General features: G+C 63.1%; 25 protein-coding genes. 14 read left to right on the forward strand and 11 right to left on the reverse strand.

The genetic code is table 11. The features are described from left to right. Positions 1–3 precede the first annotated feature (3 nt). The 5 genes from EBS_RS03770 (at position 4) to lpxB (ending at position 3998) form a co-directional block, all read left to right on the forward strand. Complete coding sequence (locus EBS_RS03770) at positions 4–516, forward strand: OmpH family outer membrane protein (RefSeq protein ID WP_171816173.1); 513 nt, start codon at positions 4–6, stop codon at positions 514–516. 3 nt (positions 517–519) lie between these two features. After that, a complete protein-coding gene (gene lpxD, locus EBS_RS03775) occupies positions 520–1563 on the forward strand; it encodes a UDP-3-O-(3-hydroxymyristoyl)glucosamine N-acyltransferase (protein ID WP_043107411.1) in 1044 nt (347 codons plus the stop codon). Between the two features lie 68 nt (positions 1564–1631). Further along, on the forward strand, positions 1632–2060 hold the full coding sequence (gene fabZ / locus EBS_RS03780; RefSeq protein ID WP_043107412.1) for a 3-hydroxyacyl-ACP dehydratase FabZ: 429 nt from the start codon (positions 1632–1634) through the stop codon (positions 2058–2060). Position 2061: 1 nt separating this feature from the next. After that, positions 2062–2832 carry an acyl-ACP--UDP-N-acetylglucosamine O-acyltransferase gene (lpxA, locus tag EBS_RS03785; protein WP_043107413.1) on the forward strand — a complete coding sequence of 257 codons (771 nt, stop codon included), beginning with the start codon at positions 2062–2064 and terminating at the stop codon, positions 2830–2832. Further along, entirely contained in the window at positions 2832–3998 is a 1167-nt protein-coding gene (gene lpxB, locus EBS_RS03790; protein ID WP_043107414.1) for a lipid-A-disaccharide synthase, read from the forward strand. Before lpxA ends, lpxB begins: the two co-directional genes overlap by 1 nt. Here the strand turns inward: lpxB and amrA are convergent. Both amrA and amrB read right to left on the reverse strand, forming a co-directional pair. Further along, positions 3890–4543 (reverse strand): AmmeMemoRadiSam system protein A, encoded by a 654-nt coding sequence (amrA, locus tag EBS_RS03795; protein ID WP_070104714.1) that lies wholly within the window; start codon positions 4541–4543, stop codon positions 3890–3892. The genes lpxB and amrA overlap by 109 nt on opposite strands. After that, entirely contained in the window at positions 4530–5348 is an 819-nt protein-coding gene (amrB, locus tag EBS_RS03800; RefSeq protein ID WP_043107415.1) for an AmmeMemoRadiSam system protein B, read from the reverse strand. Before amrB ends, amrA begins: the two co-directional genes overlap by 14 nt. Positions 5349–5426: 78 nt before the next feature. On the opposite strand from amrB, the gene amrS reads away from it, so the two are divergent. The 5 genes from amrS to EBS_RS13870 all read left to right on the forward strand — a co-directional run bounded on the left by amrS (position 5427) and on the right by EBS_RS13870 (position 10828). Beyond that, positions 5427–6524 (forward strand): AmmeMemoRadiSam system radical SAM enzyme, encoded by a 1098-nt coding sequence (gene amrS / locus EBS_RS03805; RefSeq protein WP_043107417.1) that lies wholly within the window; start codon positions 5427–5429, stop codon positions 6522–6524. 500 nt (positions 6525–7024) lie between these two features. Beyond that, positions 7025–7825 (forward strand): hypothetical protein, encoded by an 801-nt coding sequence (locus EBS_RS13860; RefSeq protein WP_148307638.1) that lies wholly within the window; start codon positions 7025–7027, stop codon positions 7823–7825. A 78-nt stretch (positions 7826–7903) separates the two neighbouring features. Beyond that, positions 7904–8359 (forward strand): hypothetical protein, encoded by a 456-nt coding sequence (locus EBS_RS13465; protein ID WP_231892840.1) that lies wholly within the window; start codon positions 7904–7906, stop codon positions 8357–8359. A gap of 1234 nt (positions 8360–9593) precedes the next feature. Beyond that, a complete protein-coding gene (locus tag EBS_RS13865) occupies positions 9594–10121 on the forward strand; it encodes a hypothetical protein (protein WP_148307639.1) in 528 nt (175 codons plus the stop codon). Next, positions 10118–10828, forward strand: coding sequence for a class I SAM-dependent methyltransferase (locus tag EBS_RS13870; protein ID WP_148307640.1), 711 nt, complete (start codon positions 10118–10120; stop codon positions 10826–10828). Before EBS_RS13865 ends, EBS_RS13870 begins: the two co-directional genes overlap by 4 nt. A gap of 172 nt (positions 10829–11000) precedes the next feature. On the opposite strand, the gene nhaD is transcribed toward EBS_RS13870, so the two are convergent. Then, complete coding sequence (gene nhaD / locus EBS_RS03815; RefSeq protein WP_081999987.1) at positions 11001–12521, reverse strand: sodium:proton antiporter NhaD; 1521 nt, start codon at positions 12519–12521, stop codon at positions 11001–11003. A gap of 383 nt (positions 12522–12904) precedes the next feature. Between nhaD and dcd the strand changes: the two genes are divergently transcribed. Beyond that, on the forward strand, positions 12905–13486 hold the full coding sequence (gene dcd / locus EBS_RS03820) for a dCTP deaminase (RefSeq protein WP_043107420.1): 582 nt from the start codon (positions 12905–12907) through the stop codon (positions 13484–13486). On the opposite strand, the gene purN is transcribed toward dcd, so the two are convergent. After that, positions 13477–14142, reverse strand: coding sequence for a phosphoribosylglycinamide formyltransferase (gene purN / locus EBS_RS03825; protein WP_043107421.1), 666 nt, complete (start codon positions 14140–14142; stop codon positions 13477–13479). The two genes, dcd and purN, sit on opposite strands and share 10 nt — an antisense overlap. After that, positions 14139–15197 (reverse strand): phosphoribosylformylglycinamidine cyclo-ligase, encoded by a 1059-nt coding sequence (gene purM / locus EBS_RS03830; RefSeq protein ID WP_043107422.1) that lies wholly within the window; start codon positions 15195–15197, stop codon positions 14139–14141. Before purM ends, purN begins: the two co-directional genes overlap by 4 nt. A gap of 118 nt (positions 15198–15315) precedes the next feature. On the opposite strand from purM, the gene EBS_RS03840 reads away from it, so the two are divergent. From EBS_RS03840 to EBS_RS03850, 3 genes are read left to right on the forward strand one after another with little or no spacing between them, the layout of a single operon-like run. Beyond that, positions 15316–16422, forward strand: a complete 1107-nt coding sequence (locus EBS_RS03840) for a DUF2066 domain-containing protein (protein WP_052199271.1) — start codon at positions 15316–15318, stop codon at positions 16420–16422. Then, on the forward strand, positions 16422–17012 hold the full coding sequence (locus EBS_RS03845) for a CDP-alcohol phosphatidyltransferase family protein (protein WP_043107430.1): 591 nt from the start codon (positions 16422–16424) through the stop codon (positions 17010–17012). Before EBS_RS03840 ends, EBS_RS03845 begins: the two co-directional genes overlap by 1 nt. After that, positions 17002–18060: an AI-2E family transporter gene (locus EBS_RS03850; protein WP_043107432.1), complete on the forward strand. Its 1059-nt coding sequence runs from the start codon at positions 17002–17004 to the stop codon at positions 18058–18060. Before EBS_RS03845 ends, EBS_RS03850 begins: the two co-directional genes overlap by 11 nt. Positions 18061–18200: 140 nt before the next feature. Here EBS_RS03850 and hda read toward each other — a convergent pair whose 3' ends face one another. From hda to EBS_RS03880, 6 genes are all read right to left on the reverse strand, one after another. Then, a complete protein-coding gene (hda, locus tag EBS_RS03855) occupies positions 18201–18893 on the reverse strand; it encodes a DnaA regulatory inactivator Hda (RefSeq protein WP_043107433.1) in 693 nt (230 codons plus the stop codon). A 52-nt stretch (positions 18894–18945) separates the two neighbouring features. Next, a complete protein-coding gene (locus tag EBS_RS03860) occupies positions 18946–19245 on the reverse strand; it encodes a DUF2069 domain-containing protein (protein WP_052199272.1) in 300 nt (99 codons plus the stop codon). After that, complete coding sequence (gene wrbA / locus EBS_RS03865; protein ID WP_043107435.1) at positions 19242–19838, reverse strand: NAD(P)H:quinone oxidoreductase; 597 nt, start codon at positions 19836–19838, stop codon at positions 19242–19244. The genes EBS_RS03860 and wrbA overlap by 4 nt, the downstream gene beginning before the upstream one ends. Beyond that, positions 19838–20185, reverse strand: coding sequence for an arsenate reductase (glutaredoxin) (gene arsC / locus EBS_RS03870; RefSeq protein WP_043107436.1), 348 nt, complete (start codon positions 20183–20185; stop codon positions 19838–19840). The genes wrbA and arsC overlap by 1 nt, the downstream gene beginning before the upstream one ends. A 76-nt stretch (positions 20186–20261) precedes the next feature. Then, positions 20262–21410, reverse strand: a complete 1149-nt coding sequence (locus tag EBS_RS03875) for a hypothetical protein (RefSeq protein WP_043107437.1) — start codon at positions 21408–21410, stop codon at positions 20262–20264. After that, positions 21338–21736: a hypothetical protein gene (locus EBS_RS03880; protein WP_043107439.1), complete on the reverse strand. Its 399-nt coding sequence runs from the start codon at positions 21734–21736 to the stop codon at positions 21338–21340. The genes EBS_RS03875 and EBS_RS03880 overlap by 73 nt, the downstream gene beginning before the upstream one ends. Positions 21737–21830: the final 94 nt, after the last annotated feature.

Here is a 21830-nt window from a genome sequence, read left to right on the forward strand (position 1 = left end):
CCCGTGCTGCATCGAAAATTCCTCGCTCTTCTTGTCGTGCTGGTCCTGTCGAGCCCGGCAGCCCTTGCCGAGGTCTCGGTGGCCTATGTGAATGCCACGCGCCTGCTGCAGGACGCTCCCCAGGTGGCGCAGATCAAGGAGCGCATTCGCACCGAGTTCAGCGCGCGGGATCAGCGGCTGGCGGCGATGCAGAAGCAGATCCGGCTGCTCGAGGAGCAGCTGGCAAGGGGCACGGGGCTCACCGCGGAACAGCAGCAGCGACTGCAGAACGACATCAGTGCGCGCAAGCTCAAGTTCAAGCATGCGCGCGACGAGTTGGAGCAGGACAAGCAGTTGCGCTTCAGCGAGGAAGAGGAACGTTTCTCGCGCATCATGCACGAGGTGATCGCCCAGGTGGCGCAGGATCGCAAGCTGGATCTGGTCATCCAGAGCGGGGTGATCTGGGTGTCGCCGCGCATCGACATCACGCAGACGGTACTCGAGCGTCTGCAGGCGATGATGGACGAGAAGAACTGAGGCATGCCGGAATATAGCCTGGCAGAGCTGGCGGAGATCACGGGCGCCGAGTTGCGCGGCGATCCCGAATGCCGCGTGTCGGCGGTGGGTTCGCTGGACGAGGCGCAACCGGGGCAGCTTGCCTTCCTGGCCTCGAAGCGCTTTCGGCCTTACTTGAAGCAGACCCGGACCTCGGTGGTGATCCTGGATGCCGATGCAGCCGACGAGTGTCCCACCCACGCGCTGGTGAGTGACAATCCCCAGCTCGCCTATGCCCTGGCCGCCACGGCCTTGACGGCGAAGGCGCCACCCGAACCCGGGGTTCATGTTACGGCGGTGGTCGATCCCTCGGCGCGGGTCGATGCCAGCGCGTACATCGGGCCGCACTGCGTGATCGGTGCCGGCAGTGTGATCGGCGAGGGCGTGGAAATCGGTCCCAACTGCGTGATCGGCAAGGATTGCGAAGTCGGCAAGGGATCGCGGCTGGTCGCCAGTGTTACCCTCTGCGACGGAACGCGCATGGGTCAGCGTTGCCTGATCCACCCCGGCGCCGTGCTGGGGGCCGACGGTTTCGGCCTGGCCCGTGACGGCGAGCGCTGGGTGAAGATCCCGCAGCTCGGCCGCGTGGTGCTGGGTGACGACGTGGAGGTGGGCGCCGGCACCACGATCGATCGCGGCGCACTGAAGGACACGGTGCTGCACGACGGCGTGAAGCTCGATAACCAGATCCAGATCGCGCACAATGTCGAGGTCGGTGCCCATACCGCCATGGCGGCACAGGTCGGCATCGCAGGTTCCACTCGCATCGGTGCCGGTTGCACCCTGGCTGGCCAGGCCGGTATCTCCGGTCACCTGGAGCTGGCCGATGGCGTGCATGTTTCGGGTCTCACCGCAGTCAGCCGCTCGTTGCGCAAGCCGGGGCTCTATACCAGCACCGTGCCGGCGGTACCGCACGAGCAATGGCGTCGCAATTTTGCCCGCCTGAAGCAGCTCGACGACCTGTTTCGTCGGGTCAAGGCCCTGGAGAAGGCCCTGGCGGAAAGACACGGGGACGGCGAGTCCTCCTGAACACGAATAATCCGCCGGCGGGGCAGTCCCCGGTCGGCCCAGAATCCCCGGGAGTCATCATGTCAGTCATGGATATTCAGAAGATCACCAGCCTGCTGCCGCATCGCTATCCTTTCCTGCTCGTCGACCGGGTGGTGGAGATCGACACCGGCAAGCGCATCGTGGCCATCAAGAACGTCACCTACAACGAGCCCTTCTTCCAGGGCCATTTCCCCGAGAAGCAGGTGATGCCGGGGGTGCTCATCATCGAGGCGCTGGCCCAGGCCACCGGCCTGCTGGCGATGGATGCCGAGGATGTCAGCGGCAAGGCGATCTATTACCTGGTGGGCGTGGACAAGGCGCGCTTCAAGCGCCCGGTGGTGCCCGGCGAGCAGTTGCGACTCGAGGTCGAGGTACTGAAGGTGCGGCGCGGGATCTGGAGCTTCTCGGGCAAGGCCACGGTGGAGGGCGCGGTGTGCGCCAGCGCCGAGATCATGTGTACTGCCAGGGACCTCTGAGATGATCGACGCGCGCGCCGTGGTGGACCCTGCGGCGGAGATTGACGAGGGGGTGCATATCGGCCCCTTCTCGATCATCGGTCCCGGCGTGTCCATCGGGGCGGGCACGCGTATCGGCCCGCACGTGGTGATCGGCGGCGAGACGCGTATCGGCCGCGACAACGAGATCTTCCAGTTCTCCTCCATCGGCGAGGACCCGCAGGACAAGAAGTACGCGGGCGAGGCCACGCGGCTGGAGATCGGTGACCGTAACCGCATCCGTGAGTTCGCCACCATCCACCGCGGCACGGTGCAGGACGGCGGGGTGACCCGCATCGGCGACGACAACCTGTTCATGGCCTATACCCACGTGGCCCATGACTGCCAGATCGGCAGCCACGTGATCATGGCCAATGCCGCCTCGCTGGGCGGGCATGTGCGCCTCGACGACTGGGCCATACTCGGTGGTTTCGCCATCGTGCACCAGTTCTGCCGTATCGGTGCGCACAGTTTCGCTGCCATGGGCAGCGTCATCTCCAAGGGCGTTCCGCCTTACGTGATGGTGGCGGGGCACCCGGCACGTGCGCGCGGGCTGAACCTCGAGGGCCTGCGCCGGCGCGACTTCGGCAGTGAGCAGATCGCGCGCATCAAGCAGGCCTACCGGCTGGTGTACAGCTCCGACCTGCTGGTCAAGGATGCCGTCTCGCGAATCGAGGCCGAGTGGGGTGAATACCCCGAGATCCAGCGCTTCGTTCAGTTCCTGCGGGCCTGCGAGCGCAGCTGCATCCGCTGATGCGCATCGCCATCGTCGCTGCCGAATCTTCCGGGGACCTGCTGGGCGCCGGCCTGATGCGCGCCCTGCGCGAGCGGCGCCCCGACATCGTCTTCGAGGGCGTGGGAGGGCCGCGCATGCAGGCAGAAGGCATGCGCCTGCTCGAGCCCATGGAGTCGCTCTCGGTGATGGGCCTGGCCGAGGTACTGCGGCATCTGCCGCGCCTGCTGCGCCTGCGCCGTGGCCTGGTCCGGCAATGGCAGGCCGAGCCGCCGGACCTGTTCATCGGCGTGGATGCGCCCGATTTCAACTTCGCGGTCGAACGTGCCTTGCGCGGCCAGGGCGTGCCCACGGTGCACTATGTCAGTCCCACCGTCTGGGCCTGGCGCGAGGGCCGGGTGAAGATCCTGCGCGAGGCCGTCGATCTGCTGCTGAGCATCTTTCCCTTCGAGGTGGACTTTCTCGCCGCGCACGGCGTGCAGGCCGTGTACGTGGGGCACACCCTGGCGCAGGCCATGCCGCTCGATCCCGACCGTGCAGCGGCGCGCGCGGCGCGCGGCCTGGCCGACGGTCAGCCGGTGCTGGCGGTGCTGCCGGGCAGCCGGCGCAGCGAGCTGGAACGCCTGGCCGAGCCCTTTCTCGAGACCGCGCGGCGCGTCCAGGCTGCACGCCCGGGGCTGCGCCTGCTCAGCCCGCTGGTCAGTGAGGCGCAGGGCGCGCTGTGGCAAGCGCTGATCGCGCGCCACGCCCCCGGCCTGCCGATCGAGACCAGTGTGGGCGACAGCCGCGAGGTGCTGGCCGCGGCCGATGTGGTGCTCACCGCCTCGGGCACCGCCACCTTCGAGGCCCTGCTGAGCAAGCGGCCCATGGTGGTCGGCTACCGTCTGCATCCGCTCACCTACGGGTTGGCGCGCGGCCTGCGGCTGGTGCGCCTGGAGCATGTCGCCATGGCCAACCTGCTGGCGGGCGAGGGGCTGGCGCCGGAGTTCATCCAGGGGGACTGTGTCCCCGAGCGCCTGGCACCGGCAGTGTTGCGCTTCTTCGAGCGACCCGACGAGGTGGCGCACATCCAGGCGCGCTATCGCGAGATCCACCGGTCTTTGCGTGTCGACACCGACCGGCTGGCCGCCGAGGCGGTGCTCGAGCTGCTCGACCGGAAGGGCGCGGCGAAGGACTCGGTGGTGTAGCGCCAGGCGCGCAGCCGCGGGTCGCGGTAGTCGGCAGGCAGCCCGGCTTTGAGCTTGAGGTGGGTGAGAAACGCACGGCGGTCCGGCAGCTGTTCCCACACCGAGGGCAGGAAAGTGCCACGATGGCCGCCCGGCGCCTCGAGGATCAAGCCGTCGATGCCGGGGCGGAGCTGGCGCAAGAGGTCTTCCTCGTCAGCGAAGGCAATGGGCTCGGGCTCGCCGAGCACCGAGATGTGCAGCGCCAGTCCCCTGGTCTCGTGTGCTTGCAGGGGCGGGAAGCGCGGATCGCGAAAGGCGGCGGCGAAGGCGTTTTCGGCCACGTCGGCAATCAGCGGCTGGATCGGCTCGAGATGCCCGATGCAACCGCGCAACTGGCCATGCCGGTTCAGGGTCACGAAACAGGCGCGTTCATGTTGCAGGTGCTCGGGAAACTCGGCCGGATCGACCCGCAGCGGTCGTCCGTGCGCCAGGCCCTCGCGGATGGTCGCGCGCACCACCTCGAGCATCAGCGCGCGTTCTTCGTGGCCGTATTCAGTGGAAGACATAGGCCCCATACCCTACCACGCGGTCGCGCGGACCCGCGGTATCCCCCGAATTGCGCAGATCCAGCGTCTCGGCATGCAGCCCGTGTTTGCGCGCGGCCAGCAGCAGTCCACGGATGGGGCGACTCCCACAGGCATCGTCGTGGCCGATGTGCAGGTCCAGCGCCTCGATGCGTGCCGTGGTGCGTTCGTCCAGGCTTCGTGCGGTGGCATAGTCGTGATAGTGGCTCAGGTCCGAGCTGATCACGATCAGGGTCTCGTCGCCGCCCCAGAGCGTATCCAGCAGGTTCGCCACGGTTTCGGGGTTGGCGTCACCCACGATGAAGGGCAGCAGCCGGAAGTCGCCCAGCACCCGCTGCAGGAAGGGCAGTTGCACCTCGAGCGCATGCTCGCCCTCGAATGCCTCGTCCAGGTAGCCTACGCCGGGTAGCCGGGTAGCCGGGTAGCCGGGTAGCCGGGTAGCCGGGTAGCCGGGTAGCCGGGTGGCAGCTTCGATCGCCTCGCTGTCCACCGGGATGTCGCCCAGCGGGGTGCGGAAGGCCTCGGCGGTAGAGGCGGCAATGCCCCGGAAGGCCACCCGGTGCGAGGGTGCCAGCACCACCACCCGCTCGATGCGACCGGCGAGCGGACGCAGCGCGGCATAGGCACTGGCCGCCACCGGACCCGAATACACATAGCCCGCGTGCGGTGCGATCACGGCCTTCGGCGGTGGTTCCACATGCACCCGGGCCCTGCCCAGCATCTCGTCCAGGGTGCGCACCAGCAGCTCGGGTTCGGCGGGGTAGAACATGCCGGCGACATTGGGCATCCGGATCTGTCGCAACTTGCAATTCTCCAAAACGTATCCATAAACAACATAGGACCACATCGCCAGGATTCAACGACCATGAGCGACTTCCCGATCGAAAGCGGTGCCTCGGTGGTGCCCACCCACTACTGGCATCGGCTGGACGATGGACGGGTGCAGTGCGATGTCTGCCCGCGCGAGTGCAAGCTCCACGAGGGTCAGCGTGGCCTGTGTTTCGTGCGTGGCTGCCTTGACGGGCAGGTGGTACTCACCACCTATGGTCGGTCCAGCGGTTTCGTGGTCGATCCCATCGAAAAGAAGCCGCTCAATCACTTCCTGCCGGGTACGCCAGTGTTCTCCTTCGGCACCGCCGGCTGCAACCTGGCCTGCAAGTTCTGCCAGAACTGGGACATGAGCAAGTCGCGCGAGATGGACACCCTGGCCGACGCCGCTTCACCCGAGGCCATCGCGCGGGTGGCCGAAGAGACCGGCTGCCGCAGCGTGGCCTTCACCTACAACGACCCGGTGATCTTTTTCGAATACGCCGTCGACGTGGCCCGGGCCTGCCGAGAGCGCGGCCTCAAGACCGTGGCGGTCACCGCCGGTTACGTCTCGCCCGGCGCGCGCGAAGACTTCTTTGCCCACATGGACGCGGCCAACGTGGACCTCAAGGGCTTTACCGAGCGCTTCTATCACAAGATCTGCGGCGGCCATCTGCAACCGGTGCTCGATACCCTCGTGTACCTGAAGCATCACACGGATGTCTGGTTCGAACTCACCACCCTGCTGATCCCCGGCGAGAACGACAGCCCCGAAGAGATCGATGAGATGACCCGCTGGGTGGTTGAACACCTGGGGCCTGATGTCCCCATGCACTTCACCGCCTTCCACCCCGACTACAAGATGCTCGAGCACCCGCCGACCCCGCCCGAGACCCTGCTGCGCGCCCGCGAGATCGCCCTGCGCAACGGTGTGCAATACGCCTACACCGGCAACGTGCACGACAAGGCGGGGCAGAGCACCTGGTGCCCGCACTGTGGCGGCCTGGTCATCGAACGCGACTGGTACCAGCTCGGCGACTGGCACCTCGACCCCGAAGGCCGCTGCGCCCACTGCGCCACCCCCATCGCTGGCGTCTTCGAGGCCCGCCCCGGTGACTGGGGGCCGCGGCGGCAGGTGGTGCGGATGAGCCGCTGATCCCTGCCGGCGCGGGAAAAGCCGACCGCAAAGAGCGCAAGGGACGTGAAAGAAAAGCTGACAATGTGCGCTTCTCCTGCCCCCTTGATATGCGGGAGGCTGGAACGAGGGTGGTGCGTTTTGCTGTCCAAGTTACAGGATGTGTCGTAAGTTACGGATAAAGCTGGGAATTGCATTCGGTTCGGCTCTGGGCTAGCCTCCGAAAAGTTCGGACCCGAGAACAGCGCCCGCATCCCGCGAGCAGACTGGATTCGCTGCTGTTGTGGCACCAATGCGGGCAGGTCAAGCCTGAGCGAGCGACAATCCGCCCGAGTCGGGAAGGAACGATGGCGACTGGAATATTCGGGACAAGGCGGCTGGGACAGAAGCTCGCGAGGGCGGCCGATCAGGCCAGGGCGGAGCCGTCATATGACGATTCGGCCTATCACGGTGGACCAGGATTCAGCCTATCACGATGGACCGAGATTCAGTCCAAGAAACTGTTAGCATTAATGACACATATGGCAAATGAGAGCGAAATGACAATTAGAAAAGATCTTCAAGAAGTTGAAGGTCTCATCAGTAGGCTCATATCTATTGGCAAGGAATTCAGTGCAATGGATGACCGATGGTCACACATGAAAAACAAAGAAGACTTTAGTCGCGTGTGGTCTATCGAGGATCAGCAGAAGAAGTACGCTATAGAAGAAGTGTGCGCAACTGGGAGAGATATGCCTCTTTTCATGTCAGATGCTCTCCAATCTATTAATTTTGATTTCACTACTTATCCAACCCTGACCTCAATAATAGAACGGTTTAAAGGAACCTGGATTGATTCTGATTTAAATAAAATAAAATCAGAAGGCGAGCAAGCCCATAAAGACCTTGGTTTAAATTTGTGGTCATTTCGGCAAATGCTAGGGATGTTTGATGACCAAATTAATCTTGCGTCAACTGTTAAACAGACGCTAGAGCTTTTGAAGAATAGTGATTTATATAAACTAGGGAATGGACTCCCCATGAGAGATAAAAGCCCAAGCAGTGTTAACATTAACAACGTTACGAATAGCAATATTGCTATAGATTCACACAAAACCACCCAACATATTGATAACTCAGGTGAAGTTTTCATAAAGATAATCGAAGCAATTGAGTCCTCGGACATTGATATTAAAAAGGAGTTAATAGAAGCAACAAGAGAAATGGAAGCAGCGTCAAGAGCAGAAAATATAGCCGATGCGTATAAGAATTTTATTGCACTTGCGGCTAATCATATGTCAATAATTGCACCTTTTTTGCCAGCATTAACGGCATTGCTGTAAATGCTAACAAAGGGGTCAACAAGGACGCTCCCGTCGTCGCGCCTGTTACCAGATCGTTAGCTGCATAAGGAGAGAAAATTGGACTTTAGCTCAGTTACTTTTTGGTCAGCAATCACTGGCGCGGTAATTGGCGGAGCGATCACTGGCTTTTTTGCGATTCTTGCAACAAACAGATCATACCAGCATCAGAAACGACATGCTGAAGAGAATGAAGAGAAATTGATAAATGGTTTGTTGCAAGCTATTCACGATGAAGTTGAGACTATATACGAACGGCATCAAGAAACCATGGGCTCAAAACTTGAGTCGCTAAAAGAAGGCGAAGCTCTTGCTTTCTATTATCCGCTTGTAAGTGATTTTTTTACCGTATACAACGGCAATAGCTTTCTAATCGGTCGTATACCAGATAATGACTTGAGGAAAAGTATTATTACTACATACACCCTAGCAAAAGGAATGGTCGATTCATTCAGGTTAAATAATGATCTCGTTGGTAAATTTGAATTTGCAGACAAAGTTTATCAAGAAACATAACAAGATATTCATAAACAACAGGCAGTATTACATTATGCGTCATTAGTTGAATATGCCAAGGTATTGAAAGAAGGGCATTTTAAGCTAAAAAATGAAATCGTGAATCTCTTGAGAGAGCTACGAAAAATGGGTGTGCTTAGTGAAAATCGCAGCTAACAAGTCACTCCACTGGACGGCAATTCCGCCGCGCTTCATTGCCGCCAGTGAGCTATGCCGTTAGCCATGGATCACCGAAACAATCTGGAGAATATGCTTGAGCATGAACCCCATAAACGAAGGATTTGAGAAATGGGTATCAGTTCTTAGCTCTGCAGGCATGGACGTCGCTCTAATCGGTAGCCTGCGAGGAAAAGATCTAGACGTGGTGGTCGTGGGACAGGGGGAGGGTGCTCAATGTGCAGTACAGAACCTGCATACCTTTATTAGTCTGGCTGCAGACTCAATTGGCTGCATTGAGCAGAGAACAATTATCACAAAACAGGATCATTGTGGATACGTGCCGACAAACGTACCCGTGCTCCACCTTCTTTTCTATCCTACCATCCGCCACCTTTCGTTTTGGGAACTTCCGTCGTTCACAGCAAATCTTTACGAAACAGGCAGATTTCTAGCGGGGGGACGTGAAAGATATGCGGATCTGGCGGAACGGTACCGGAAAAACCAGGAACAGATTAGAGCTTCATGTCCGGAGGTGCATCTTCGAGCATATGGGGCGACAGCCACCTCAGGTGCCGTATATCTTTCCGAGCTCCCGACGCTAATTCCCAAAAGGCTGATCACCCGGCTATTCTGGTACGCACTTCGATTCACTCTAGTCGAACTCCTGCGGGATCATCTGCACCTTCGGTGGTCGCCTGATTTCCTTGCTCAGGCGATTTCTGGAATCTACCCAAACCAGCGGGGGCTGATCCATATCCTCCGTTCGCCGGATGTTATCGATATGACCACACGCGACCGCCTTTCTGAGTGGCATTGTGATTTATTTTCTCTCACTGAGATTGGGCGGACATTGCTGCGAGACCAGCCTTTATTCCGAACAAGGGAATCCCTATGAAGGGACGAGAATTATTCATAAACTTGAGCAGTTTGGCCATTAGCGGTGCTGGACTAGTCGTGGGCATTCGCAATGACCTTTGGGGATTAGTCGGGAACGACCCGGTGAATGTAGGCTTCGGGGCGCTAGGGCTCGCTGTGCTGTTGTTGCTAGGGGGGGCGAGTTGCTCTCGAATCTCGCTTGAGTGGCACGGAACTGGCAATAAGCGAAGAGGTGAACAGACTGGGACGCTCTTTCCCATCAGTCACCTTGATAACACGTTTCAGAACATCAGATGAGGCCCTTGTCGAGTTAAGTCACCGCCTGTCAGGTGCTAAAGTGACTTTCAACACGAGAGTCTCTAGGGATGGTGTTCGATCAGGAGATAACGCACACAAGACATACCATCAGGCGCTGCATTCAGCGATCAAGAATGGAGCAATGATGGTAGATTTGGTAAGCCCGAATTTCGACTCTGAGGCCAAGAAGTTGCAAAACATCGCTGGCCAGCCCAGAAGTCAGGGGCAGTATTCCTATTATTCTCTTGATCCGCAGGTGTCGTGCTTTTTGAACTTTACGATTATTGAGTATGCGGCCAGGAACCCAGAACTATGGATAGGGTGGGCAACGTCACGTGTTCATGGAATCGAGCAGCCCGCGTTCCGTATTCTCGACAAAGATGTGATCAGCTACTTCCGTGCTTACCATGAGGCACTGCGGTTTAAATGATGCATCCATCTTGGTATTACGACTTCTTTGAAAAAATATTTGATCGCGGCTCCGCATATGAAGTCGAAGCCGATTTATTGCGGAAACAACTCGGAGGACTCAATGGAGTTGTGGTCGAGGTGGGCGCAGGAACTGGTAATCATGCAGCTGCGGTGCTTAAGCGTAGTGTGGAAGAGTTAGTTTTGATCAACTGTGACAGGGCAGCTGTCGAATTGCTCAAACACCGATTTTACGACGATAACCGAGTATCAGTACAGTGGGGTGATGGATTTCGTTGTGATAAAGGACCCTGGTGTACTCGAATCCTCGCGATGTATTCCCTCGTTCAACAAGCAAAGGATATAACAGAAGTTTCGAAGCGCATTAGATCTTTAGTAGGGCAGGTATATGGTGGGGGGGCTGTGGCATTTGAGGTCATCGATGCCGAAGTGAGCAAGGCTGAGTACCCTGATGGACTAGTGAACAGGATTTATGAGGGAAGTGATGGGTTTATGGATATATGCTCCTCCTACCGCGAAGGAAAGGTTCGAATCTCCTACTCTGGTGTACTGAACGGAAAAGTGTGCCAATACACAGTGCAACTTGTAGCTCCTGAACTGACATGGATGAAACAAATACTGGTGGAGAGTGGTGTAGATATCCGAAAAAGTCAGGTGCTTGATTCGAGTGACCGTAGGATATTGTTGGGTGGAACGGTCTATAGATAATTTGACTAACAATGCCATGCACACGGACGGAAATTCCGCTACGCTACATTCCCACCGGTGATGGCTACGTGTGCTTAATACGAAGAGGAAAGACTCATGAGTACGAAAAGGGGCTAGGGCAGCGGTTGCGAGACGCTGCCCTGGCCCCGTCACGAGGGGCGGGATCTCCCGGTCAATCCATCACCGGCCCCGCCACGTGGAACAGGTGCTCGTTGAGCACGAAGTGCACCCAGATGCTGGCGATGTAGCCCAGGGCGATGGCCCAGGTCCATTTCATGTGGGCGAAGAAGGTGTAGATGCCGCGGGCCTGGCCCATGACGGCCACGCCGGCGGCGGAGCCGATGGACAGCAGGGAACCGCCCACGCCAGCGGTGAGGGTGACCAGCAGCCACTGGCCGTGCGACATGTCCGGCCCCATGGCCAGTACGGCGAACATCACCGGGATGTTGTCCACGATGGCCGAGAGCACACCGACCAGGATGTTGGCGGTGGTTGCGCCCAGGTCGGTGTACATGAGTTCGGAGACCAGTCCCAGGTAGCCCAGGGTGCCCAGGCCGCCGACGCACAGGATGATGCCGTAGAAGAACATCAGGGTGTCCCACTCGGCGCGTTCCATGGCGTGGAAGATGTTGAAATGCGCGTCGCCGCGGTCGTGGGCGGTGGGTGCCTCGGGTTCGCCCTCGATGCCCAGACCCTGTTCGCCCGGGTGCTCGCGTTCCTCGATACGCGAGCCGCGGCGCTTGAGGTAGTAGCCGTAGAACTTCAGGAAGCCCAGGCCGGTCATCATGCCCAGCACCGGCGGCATGTGCAGGAAGTTGTGGGCCGAGACGGCCATGACGATGGTCAGCACGAACAGGCCGACCACCACCCAGGCGCCGTGCTTGAGCGGGGCTTCGCCTGCCTGCACCGGTTCGGGCTGTTCCTTGGAGACCACCACCGACATGATGGCCGCGGGCACCAGCCAGTTCACCACCGAGGGGATGAACAGGGCGAAGAACTCGTGGAAGGCGACCATGCCCTTCTGCCAGACCATCAGGGTGGTGATGTCACCGAAAGGCGAGAAGGCGCCACCGGCGTTGGCGGCGACCACGATGTTGATGCAGGCCACTACCACGAAGCGGTGATTGCTGCCGCCCACGGCCATGGCCACGGTGGCCATCAGCAGGGCAGTGGTCAGGTTGTCGGCCACCGGCGAGATGAAGAACGCCAGCAGGCCGGTCAGCCAGTAGATGGTACGCAGCGAGAATCCTCGCGAGATCAGCCAGATGCGCAGGGTGTCGAAGACTCCGCGCTCCTCCATGGTGTTGATGTAGGTCATCGCCGCCAGCAGGAACAGGAACAGCTCGGCGAATTCCAGCAGGTTGTGGCGCACCGCCTCCTCGGCGGTATGGGTGTCGCCCGCCTGGGAAAACACGATGGCCACCAGGGTCCAGATGATGCCGGCAGCGACGATCACCGGCTTGGACTTGCGCAGGTGCAGCGATTCCTCGCCGATCACCAGGGCGTAGGCCAGGATGAAGATGCCCACCGAGAGATACCCGGCCCAGTGGCTGGTGAAGTTCATGCCGTCGCCGCCGGCCGAGGCCAGGGCCAGACCGGGGAACAGGGTCGGGAGCAGTGCCCAGAACAGGTGCCGGCGGCGTCCTGGCCGGGGGGTGTCGTGGGTGGGGGTCTCCGTGGCGTATGGCTTCATGGTGTTTCCCTTGTTCATCTGGTTCATCTGGTGATTCTTCGGTTGGCCCATCGGGCGGGAACAGGATTCGCATCCTAGCAAAGGTGCGCCCCGGGGAAAGCCCTGCCATGGACCGGAATTGTCTTCCGTAACGGCATCGGGCGGTGTGACTTTAGGGTGGTTTGAATGAAGCAAGTTTTCTTTTGTCTCCGCACTCCGACCCTCTCCTCCAGAGGCAGTGCTCCACGCTGATATCCTGACGGGGCCGCTGACCCTGCCAGGGTGTACGGATCAGGGGCGGGCCTTCTACATCCTTCGGGGGAGGGGGCTTTCCTGTTTCGCGAGGCGGCGGGCGGTGTGGGCATGCTAGACTGCGCGCCTGATTTTCGGGTTTGCAACAGGCCATGAGACTCTGCGACCGCGACATCATTGCTGCGCTGGATGCCGGACGCATCCGGCTCGACCCCCGTCCCGACGTCAGCCGCATCAGCGGTGTGAGTGTGGACTTGCGCCTGGGCGACCGTTTCCGGGTGTTCAGCTCGCACCAGACGCCCTACATCGACCTCTCCGGTTCGCGCGAGGAAGTGAATGCCGCGGTCGAGAAGGTGATGAGCGACGAGATCGTGGTGGGCGAGGGCGAGCGTTTCGTGCTGCACCCGGGCGAGCTGGCGCTGGGCATCACCCTGGAGTCGATCACCTTGCCGGACGACCTGGTGGGCTGGCTGGACGGGCGCTCCAGCCTGGCGCGCCTGGGACTGATGGTGCACGTGACCGCGCACCGCATCGACCCGGGCTGGAGCGGCAACATCGTGCTGGAGTTCTTCAATTCGGGCAAGCTGCCGCTGGCATTGCGCCCCGGCATGGCGATCGGTGCCATGAGTTTCGAGACCCTGAGCGGTCCGGCCGAGCGGCCCTATACCAAGCGCAAGGACGCCAAGTATCGCGACCAGTCGGGGCCGGTCGCCAGCCGCATCAGTCAGGACTGAGCGGCCGGCCAGCGCACCGGTTCGGGTAGCCGGTCGCCGTCGAGCAGCACGCCGTGCGTCGGGTCCAGGCGCAGCCTTCCTTCCGCGAACCACTGGATCACCGTCGGGTAGATACGGTGTTCCTGTTCGAGCACGCGCGCGGCCAGGGTCTGCTCGTCGTCGCCGGGCAGTATGGGCACCTCGGCCTGCAGGATCACCGGCCCGCCGTCCAGTTCCTCGGTCACGAAGTGCACACTGGCGCCGTGTACGGTGCGCCCGGCCTCCAGCGCGCGGCGGTGGGTGTGCAGGCCCTGGAAGTCGGGCAGCAGCGAAGGGTGGATGTTGAGCAGGCGTCCGCTGTAGTGCTGCACGAAGGCCGGGGTGAGGATGCGCATGAAGCCGGCCAGTACCACCAGGTCGGGCTGGTAGGCGTCGATGTGCTCGATCAGCGCACGGTCGAAGGCCTCGCGGTCGGCAAAGCCGGTGTGATCCAGCACTTCGGCGGGGATGCCGGCGCGGCGTGCGCGCTCCAGCCCGTAGGCATCGGGGCGGTTGCTGATCACCGCGACCACCTCGCCTTCGATGGTACCGTCGGCGCAGGCGTCGATGATGGCCTGCAGGTTGCTGCCACTGCCCGAGATCAGCACCACCAGGCGCAGTCGCTCGTGTCCACTCATGCGTATTCCACGAAGGGGGTATCGGTTTCGGCGTTTTCGATGCGGCCGAGGGGGATCACCGTCTCGCCCTGTGCGCGCAGCTGCTCGCTGGCCGCCTCGGCCGCCGCCTCCGGCACGCAGACCACCATGCCGATGCCGCAGTTGAAGGTGCGCAGCATCTCGGGCGGGTCGATGCGGCCCTGTTCCTGCAACCAGGCGAACACCGGGGGCAGGGTCCAGGCGGAACGTTCGATGACGGCCTTCGAGTGGGCCGGCAGCACGCGCGGCAGGTTCTCGGTGAGCCCGCCGCCGGTGATGTGCGCCAGGGCGTGCACTTCCACCTGTCCGAGCAGTGCCAGCAGCGATTTTACATAGATGCGGGTCGGTGCCAGCAGGGCCTCGCCCAGGGTGCGGCCGTCGAAGGCCTGGTCCAGGTCGGCGCCGCTCACCTCGATCACCTTGCGGATCAGCGAATAGCCGTTGGAATGCGGACCGGAAGAGGCCAGGCCCAGCAGCACGTCGCCCACCTGCACCTTGTCGGCCTGCAGGATACGCGACTTCTCGACGATGCCCACGGCAAAGCCGGCCAGGTCATAGTCGCTGCCCTCGTACATGCCGGGCATCTCCGCGGTCTCGCCGCCGGTGAGCGCGCAGCCGGCCAGTTCGCAGCCGCGTGCAATGCCCTCGACCACCGCCGTGGCCACGTCCAGGTCCAGGCGGCCGGTGGCGTAGTAGTCGAGGAAGAACAGCGGTTCGGCGCCGGTGACAACGATGTCGTTGACGCACATTGCCACCAGGTCGATGCCGATGCTGTCGTGGCGTCCCAGCTGCATGGCCAGTTTCAGCTTGGTGCCCACCCCGTCGGTGCCCGAGACCAGCACAGGTTCGCTGAAGCCTTTCGGGATCTCGAACAGGGCGCCGAAACCGCCCAGGCCGGTGAGCACACCGGGACGGAAGGTGCGTTTGACGATGGGCTTGATGCGTTCGACGAGCGCATTGCCGGCGTCGATGTCCACTCCGGCCTGGGCATAACTCAGGCCGGTGGCGTCGTTGGAAGGTGTGTTGCTGTCGCTCAAGGCGGACTCCGCGGAGGGGGAAAGATTGGGCGGCGATTTTACCCTCTGCCCCGGCAGGCCGCACCTGGAAGAGCCCCCATTTTTCGCGCCATCGGCCATCCTGTTACACTTTCGCGCCATGAAATCGACAATTGGCAAGTGGCTGTTGCTGGCGGCGTGGATGGTGGTGTCGGCAGGCGCCTGGGCGCAAGAAGAGGCTGACCTGTACAGTGGCCAGGTCCTGGTGGCCGACGAGGGACCACAGGCGCGGGCCGAAGGTTTGCGCCAGATCCTGGGGCAGGTGCTCGAACGCCTGAGCGGTCGCGAGAGCGTGGGCCGCGGCGGGGCCGCCGAGGCGGTGCTCGCCCGGGCCTCTTCGCTGGTACAACAGTTTCGCTACCTGGCGCCGCCCCAGACGCAGGAAAACGGCGAGGCGCCCGCGGGACGCCTCCTGTGGGCCCGCTTCGACCCCGGTGCGCTGGAGCGTCTGCTGCGTGAGCAGGGGGTGCCGGTGTGGCACGGCCGGCGTCCCCGGGTGTTGCTCTGGCTGGCCGAGGAGCAGGGCGCGCAGCGCCAACTGCTCAACCCGGCCGAGGATCCGGCGCTGCACGAGGCCTTGCGCCGCGAGGCCTCGCGCTTCGGCACCCCGCTGCAATTCCCCCTGATGGATCTTCAGGATCAGTCCACCCTGACGTCCGCGGATCTGTGGGCCGATTATGCGGCGGCCATCCGCGAGGCCTCGGCGCGCTATCCGCACGACCTGGTCCTGACCGGTCGGCTGCGGACATCGCCCGACGGGCAGTGGGCCGCCGACTGGAGCCTGTGGGACGGTGGGGCCGTCGAGCATTTCGAGACCCGGGGCGAGGATCGTATCGGGGTGTTGCGCGCCGGTATCGACGCCTTGCAGGAGCGCCTGCTGGCGCGGCACCAGCCGCAGACGGAAGGGACCGGCGAGGAGGTGCTGGTGCGCATCGAGGACGTGGACAGCCTGACCGTCTATGGCGAACTGATGCGCTGGCTGGCCTCCGAGCCCGATTTGCAAGGCGTCCACCTGCGCGAGGCCGATGGCAGTTCCCTGGTGCTGGGGCTGCGTGCCGCCGCCCAGGAGGTCCTGCTGCGGCAGCTCGACGCGGCATCCGTGCTCGAGGCCCTGCCGGGCATCGAGGCCGAGCTGGAACAGCCCCGGCGTCCCGCCGTACCGGGCCTGGCGGTGGTACGTAGCTATCGGTTCACGGGAGGGCGCTGATGCTGCGCCCGGCGTCGCCCCTGCGTCACCTGCCCAACCTGATCAGCGCGCTGCGCATGGTGCTGGTGGTGCCCATCGTCTGGGCCCTGCTGGATCGACGCCTCGAACTGGCCATCGGCCTGTTCCTGGTGGCCGGGGTGTCGGACGCGGTGGACGGTTTTCTGGCCAAGCAGTTCGGCTGGGCCAGCCGTCTCGGAGGCATTCTCGATGCCCTGGCCGACAAGTTCCTGCTGGTTTCCACCTTTCTCTGCCTGTGGTGGCTGGGCGTATTCCCTGGCTGGCTGGTGCTGTGGGTACTGGCGCGCGATGTGCTCATCATCGGTGGCGGCATCGTCTACAACTCGTGGATCGAGCGCTTTGTCCCCGAACCCAGTCCGGTGAGCAAGCTCAATACCTTTCTGCAGATCGTGTTGGCTGCGCTGGGCGTGGTGCACCTGGGGATCACGCCGGTGGCGGACTGGTTGTTGCACGTGTTGATGGGCGCGGTGGCGTTGACCGTCTTCTTCAGCGGGGCGGGTTATGTGCGTGAATGGACCCGGCGCGCGGCGCTGCGGCGTCATGCCCGGGATGGAGCATCGCATGGAGAATAGGCGACTCTGGGGGGTGCTCTGGCTGGCCTTCGGCGGCTGGCTGCTGTACCTGCTCTCGCCCATCCTCACACCCTTCATCGTCAGTGCCCTGCTGGCCTACCTGGGCGATCCGCTGGTCGACCGCCTCGAGGCGCGTCGCGTACCGCGTAGCCTGGCGGTGACCCTGGTGTTCTGCGTGATCCTGGGTGGGCTGTTCCTGCTGCTGCTGATTCTGGTGCCACGCATCGAGTCACAGTTGGTGCACCTGGCGCAGAAGCTGCCGCAGTACGCGGCCTGGCTGAAGGCGCACCTCGAACCCTGGCTGGCGCGCTGGACTGGTGCCGAGGGGCCGGTGTTCGAGCCCGAGGTGTTGCGCAAGGCGATTGCGGCACACTGGCAGAGCGCCGGCGGCCTGCTGGCAGGTGTATGGCAGTCGGTCAGTGCCTCGGGACTGGTGTTGCTCGACTGGCTGGTCAACCTGCTGCTGGTGCAGGTACTCACCTTCTACCTGCTGCGTGACTGGGACGATCTGGTGACCGCCGTCCAGGCCTTGTTGCCGCGTGGGCGAGTGGCGCTGATCAGTCGCCTGGCGCGCGAATCCGACGAGGTGCTGGGCGCCTTTCTGCGGGGACAGGTGGCGGTGATGTTCGCGCTCGGTGTCATCTATACCACCGGGTTGTGGCTGGTGGGGCTGGATTTCGCCCTGCTCATCGGCATGTTTGCCGGCATGGTGAGTTTCGTGCCTTACCTGGGCCTGATCCTCGGTGTACTGGTGGCCGGCGTGGCGGCCATCCTCCAGTTCCAGGAGGTGGGCGAGCTGCCCTGGGTGGTGGCCGTGTTCGTGATCGGGCAGGTAATCGAAGGCACGGTGCTGACCCCGCGGCTGGTGGGTGAGCGCATCGGTCTGCACCCGGTGGCGGTGATCTTCGCGGTAATGGCCGGTGGCCAGCTCTATGGCTTCTTCGGCATCCTGCTCGCCCTGCCGGTGGCGGCGGTGGCCATGGTGCTGCTGCGCCACCTGCTCGAGACCTGGCGCGCCAGCGGCGTGTACCAGGGCAGCGAATCGTAGGCGGGCGTCCTGTGAGAGCGGCGTCCCCGCCGTGAACATTCGGCCCGAGGACGGGCCTCCTACCCGTGGGAGCGGCGTCCCTGCCGCGAATGTTCGGCCCGAGGACGGGCCTCCTGCAGGTGAACATCCTTGCCGCGAACTCAGACGGACAGCCGCTCGCGCACGAAGGGGATACTCAGGCGCCGTTGTTCGGCCAGGGATTCGCGGTCCAGGCGTTCGATCAGTGCCGCCAGTTCGCCGGTGTCGCGCGGGCAGCGGCTCAGCAGGTAGCGCGCGACCTCGGGCGGCAGCTCCAGGCCGTGCCGTGCCGCGAGCTGGCGCAGCAGGTGTTCACGTTGTGCATCGTCCAGCGGCTTGAGGTGGTAGTTCAGGCCCCAGCCCAGGCGGGTGCGCAGATCGGGCAGGATGAAGCCGGCGCGTGCTGCCGCGGCCCTGGCGGAGAACAGCAGGCGACAGCCACGGTCGCGCGCCCGGTTGTAGAGTGCGAACAGCGCCCGTTCCCAGTCCGCGAGGCCGGCGAGGCTGTCCACGTCGTCGATGGCGATCAGGTCGAAGCGCTCCAGTCCCTCGAGCATTTCGGGGGCGAGTTGCGCATGCTCGGCGGCCGGCAGGTAGACCGGCATCAGCCCGGCCTCGCGGGCGGCCGTGCACTGGCCCATCAGCAGGTGGCTGCGACCGCTGTGTGGTGGACCGCTCAGGTAGAGCTGTGCCTCGCCGCTGCCATCGCGCTGCGCGGCGAGCAGCGCCAGCACCTGGCCGTCGTCGCCGGCGATGTAGTCTTCGAGACGGGTGGGGCAACGCAGCTCCAGCCCCAATGGCAGCTGGCGGCTCATTGCGATGTCTGCGCCCGCCAGCGAATGAAGTAGCTGCCGGCCACGATGTAGCTCACCGCCAGGCCGAACTCCAGCCAGCCCCAGCCGCGGGCCGGCCAGTCTGTGCTCCAGCCGATGGTGCCCCGTGCAGCAGCGGGATCAGCGCGGCCAGGCTGCCCCAGATCATGGCCCGATTGCGCCCGTGCAGGATGCCGCGCAAGGGGATCAGCAGGGGGGCGACCAGTACCAGCAGGGTGAGCGAGATCTGGTTGCGCGGCAGCCCGCCCAGGCGGATCGCCCAGGCCATGCCGAAGACGATCAGCCCCAGGTAGCAGGCGAGCGAGAGGCCGCGGGCCACGCCGACCTGGTTCATGGGTCGCCGCCCAGGCGCCGTGCCAGTTCGGCCAGGCGCCGTCCCAGGGCCTGGCAGAGACTCGCCTCGGTTTCGCTCAGCGGCAGGTTGCTGTCGGGGCCGGCCAGGTGCGAGGGGCCGTAGGGCGTGCCGCCCTCGCGGGTGGTCATCAGCTCGGGCTCGGAGTACGGTAGGCCGACGAGCAGCATGCCGTGGTGCAGCAGCGGGAGCATCATGCTCAGCAGGGTGGTCTCCTGGCCGCCGTGCAGGCTGCCGGTGGAGGTGAACACCGCGCCTGGCTTGCCGGTCAGCGTGCCGTCCATCCACAGGGCGCTGGTGCTGTCGATGAAGTACTTCAGGGGCGCGGCCATGTTGCCGAAGCGGGTTGGACTCCCCAGTGCCAGAGCGGCGCATTCGCGCATGTCTGCCTCGGTGACATAGGGTGCGCCCTCGTCCGGCACCGGCGGCGCGACGGCCTCGTGCTCGGCGGAGACCGGCGGCACGGTGCGCTGGCGGGCTTCCAGCCCGCCGGCCTCGACGCCGCGCGCAACCTGGCGGGCCATCTCGGCGGTGGCACCGTAGCGGCTGTAGTAGAGGATGAGCACATGGGCCATCAGAGGATCTCCAGTATCTGTTCCGGCGGACGGCCCAGGGCCGCCTTGCCGTCATGGACCACGATGGGGCGCTCGATCAGCTTCGGGTATTTCACCATCAGCGCGATCAGTTCGTCGTCGGACAGGGAGGGATCATCCGCACCCGAGGCCTTGTACTCGGGCTCGCGCTTGCGCATCAGGTCGCGCGGGCGCAGGCCCAGCATGTCGAGAATCCGGCGCAACTCGTCCTCGCTGGGCGGGGTCTCCAGGTACTTGATGATCTCGGGCTCGATGCCGCGTTCCTGCAGCAGTTGCAGGGTCTGGCGGGATTTGCTGCAACGGGGATTGTGGTAGATGCGAATGCTCATCGGTGCCTCGTCTCCCGGGTGGTAAACAGGCGCTATGTTAGCACCCGCGAGGCAGGGCGCGGCAGTGAGGCCGCGCTCAGTCGAGCAACGAGACGTGGATGATCTCGGTGTCCGGGAACTGGGCCGCCCGACGCTCGTGACGTACCTGGTAATGCTTGTTGATGCCTTCGAGCGTTTCGATCGTGCCTTCCCCGGTGAAGTGCCCCAGTGGAGCGATCAGCTGGAAATGGCTGTGCGAGCGGTCGGCATTGAGCAGCGCCGGTTGTCTCGTGCTGCCCAGAGTGACGGGGGTCACGTGTCCGACCAGGCGCTCGACGCCGATGTACTGATATCGGTTGTCGTCCACCAGGCGTCGCCGCATCTGCGCCACGAAACCGCTGTGCTCCTGGCTTCCTGGCGGGTAGTCGAGTTCGAACAGCAGCCATTCGCCGGGTTCGGGAATGGGAACCCGGGCCGGCAGCAGGAAACTGGCCCCGCCGAAAGAGGCGTCGTTCTGGCGGCAGGGGATGCCGCCGGACGGCGGCTCCCCGGTGTATTCCAGTTGCTCGCGTCCCGACTGGAGTTCCGTCAGCCGTTGATGCACGGCCTCGAAGCCCTGGATGAAGTGGTAGTCGGCATTGCGGATCTGCCGCGGGTGCCGGCGTTCGCGTCGGCCGGCGATCAGGCCTCCCAGGTCGGCGGCGAGCCAGTGGCGCAGCCGGCAGGGGCGTGGCTCGTCCTCTTCGGCCGGCAGTTTCTGCAACATGGCGTTGAGCCCATGCAGATAGACCTTGCGGGCCTGGCCTTGGTTCGTTGGCCGCCGCGAGAACTCCAGCGGCGTGCTCTCGCCCGACAGGTCCACCGGGATGCGGTAGCGGTCCTTCGTCTCGCGGGACAGACGCAGGGCGTCCACGGCCCCGGGCAGCTCCCGCACCAGTTGCTGAATGCAGCGCACCGAGTGCCGGTGGGGGTCGGACAGCAGAAGCACCAGCGCGCTGAAGAAGGCGCCGTTTGCGGTTGCCGGGTCGCGAGTCAGGCAGAGCGGGCTTTCGCAAGTCACCTGGCCGAGGTCGTGGCGTTCCGCTACGTTGTAGAGTTGCACCATCTGGCGCCAGATGGTGGGGCGCAGCATCTGGTGTTCGATCATGTTGTGCTGGATGATACGCCCCAGCATCAGCAGGGCGGCATGCAGATCGGACGGGTTTGGCGGCTTGCCGTCGGACAGACGCATCTGCGCGGCGCGCATGTGCGCGCTGGCCAGTTCTCCTGCAGCAGGCCGGGAAAGGGTTCCAGCAGATCGCGCTGGTTGCGTGTGCGGGCCACTGGTTGGGTGCCCAGGGCGTCCAGCGCCTGCGTCTGCAGGGTGGCTACCGGCTCGTGATAGCAGCGGAGGAGTTCTTCGTAACGGCGGGCCGGCTGAGGGTCGCGCACCAGAAAGGCCAGCTGGCGTTGCAGCTGTTGGATGGTGTACTTAGGATTGGTGGGCGGAAGTTCCTCCAGCCATGAACGCAGTTCCCGGACGTTGACAATGGCGTCGGGGTGTCGGGCGATCAGCGGCTGTGGAATATCCAAGTACTCCTTGCCCTCAGGCGATAAGGCGGTCCGTAGCATATCCCTATGTCTCATATTGTTTTATTTGTGGGAAAGTATAGTGATTTCAAGGAAT

The organism is endosymbiont of unidentified scaly snail isolate Monju (assembly GCF_000801295.1).
Classification (GTDB): Bacteria; Pseudomonadota; Gammaproteobacteria; order Chromatiales; family Chromatiaceae; genus MONJU.

Bases quoted from the DNA above. Each gene is read 5' to 3' on its own strand.
- lpxD (WP_043107411.1), top strand. From the start codon at position 520: ATGCCGGAATATAGCCTGGCAGAGCTGGCGGAGATCACGGGCGCCGAG.
- fabZ (WP_043107412.1), top strand. From the start codon at position 1,632: ATGGATATTCAGAAGATCACCAGCCTGCTGCCGCATCGCTATCCTTTC.
- lpxA (WP_043107413.1), top strand. From the start codon at position 2,062: ATGATCGACGCGCGCGCCGTGGTGGACCCTGCGGCGGAGATTGACGAG.
- lpxB (WP_043107414.1), top strand. From the start codon at position 2,832: ATGCGCATCGCCATCGTCGCTGCCGAATCTTCCGGGGACCTGCTGGGC.
- amrA (WP_070104714.1), bottom strand. From the start codon at position 4,543: ATGTCTTCCACTGAATACGGCCACGAAGAACGCGCGCTGATGCTCGAG.
- amrB (WP_043107415.1), bottom strand. From the start codon at position 5,348: ATGCCCAATGTCGCCGGCATGTTCTACCCCGCCGAACCCGAGCTGCTG.
- amrS (WP_043107417.1), top strand. From the start codon at position 5,427: ATGAGCGACTTCCCGATCGAAAGCGGTGCCTCGGTGGTGCCCACCCAC.
- EBS_RS13860 (WP_148307638.1), top strand. From the start codon at position 7,025: ATGGCAAATGAGAGCGAAATGACAATTAGAAAAGATCTTCAAGAAGTT.
- EBS_RS13870 (WP_148307640.1), top strand. From the start codon at position 10,118: ATGATGCATCCATCTTGGTATTACGACTTCTTTGAAAAAATATTTGAT.
- nhaD (WP_081999987.1), bottom strand. From the start codon at position 12,521: ATGAAGCCATACGCCACGGAGACCCCCACCCACGACACCCCCCGGCCA.
- dcd (WP_043107420.1), top strand. From the start codon at position 12,905: ATGAGACTCTGCGACCGCGACATCATTGCTGCGCTGGATGCCGGACGC.
- purN (WP_043107421.1), bottom strand. From the start codon at position 14,142: ATGAGTGGACACGAGCGACTGCGCCTGGTGGTGCTGATCTCGGGCAGT.
- EBS_RS03840 (WP_052199271.1), top strand. From the start codon at position 15,316: ATGAAATCGACAATTGGCAAGTGGCTGTTGCTGGCGGCGTGGATGGTG.
- EBS_RS03845 (WP_043107430.1), top strand. From the start codon at position 16,422: ATGCTGCGCCCGGCGTCGCCCCTGCGTCACCTGCCCAACCTGATCAGC.
- EBS_RS03850 (WP_043107432.1), top strand. From the start codon at position 17,002: ATGGAGAATAGGCGACTCTGGGGGGTGCTCTGGCTGGCCTTCGGCGGC.
- hda (WP_043107433.1), bottom strand. From the start codon at position 18,893: ATGAGCCGCCAGCTGCCATTGGGGCTGGAGCTGCGTTGCCCCACCCGT.
- EBS_RS03860 (WP_052199272.1), bottom strand. From the start codon at position 19,245: ATGAACCAGGTCGGCGTGGCCCGCGGCCTCTCGCTCGCCTGCTACCTG.
- wrbA (WP_043107435.1), bottom strand. From the start codon at position 19,838: ATGGCCCATGTGCTCATCCTCTACTACAGCCGCTACGGTGCCACCGCC.
- arsC (WP_043107436.1), bottom strand. From the start codon at position 20,185: ATGAGCATTCGCATCTACCACAATCCCCGTTGCAGCAAATCCCGCCAG.
- EBS_RS03875 (WP_043107437.1), bottom strand. From the start codon at position 21,410: ATGCGCGCCGCGCAGATGCGTCTGTCCGACGGCAAGCCGCCAAACCCG.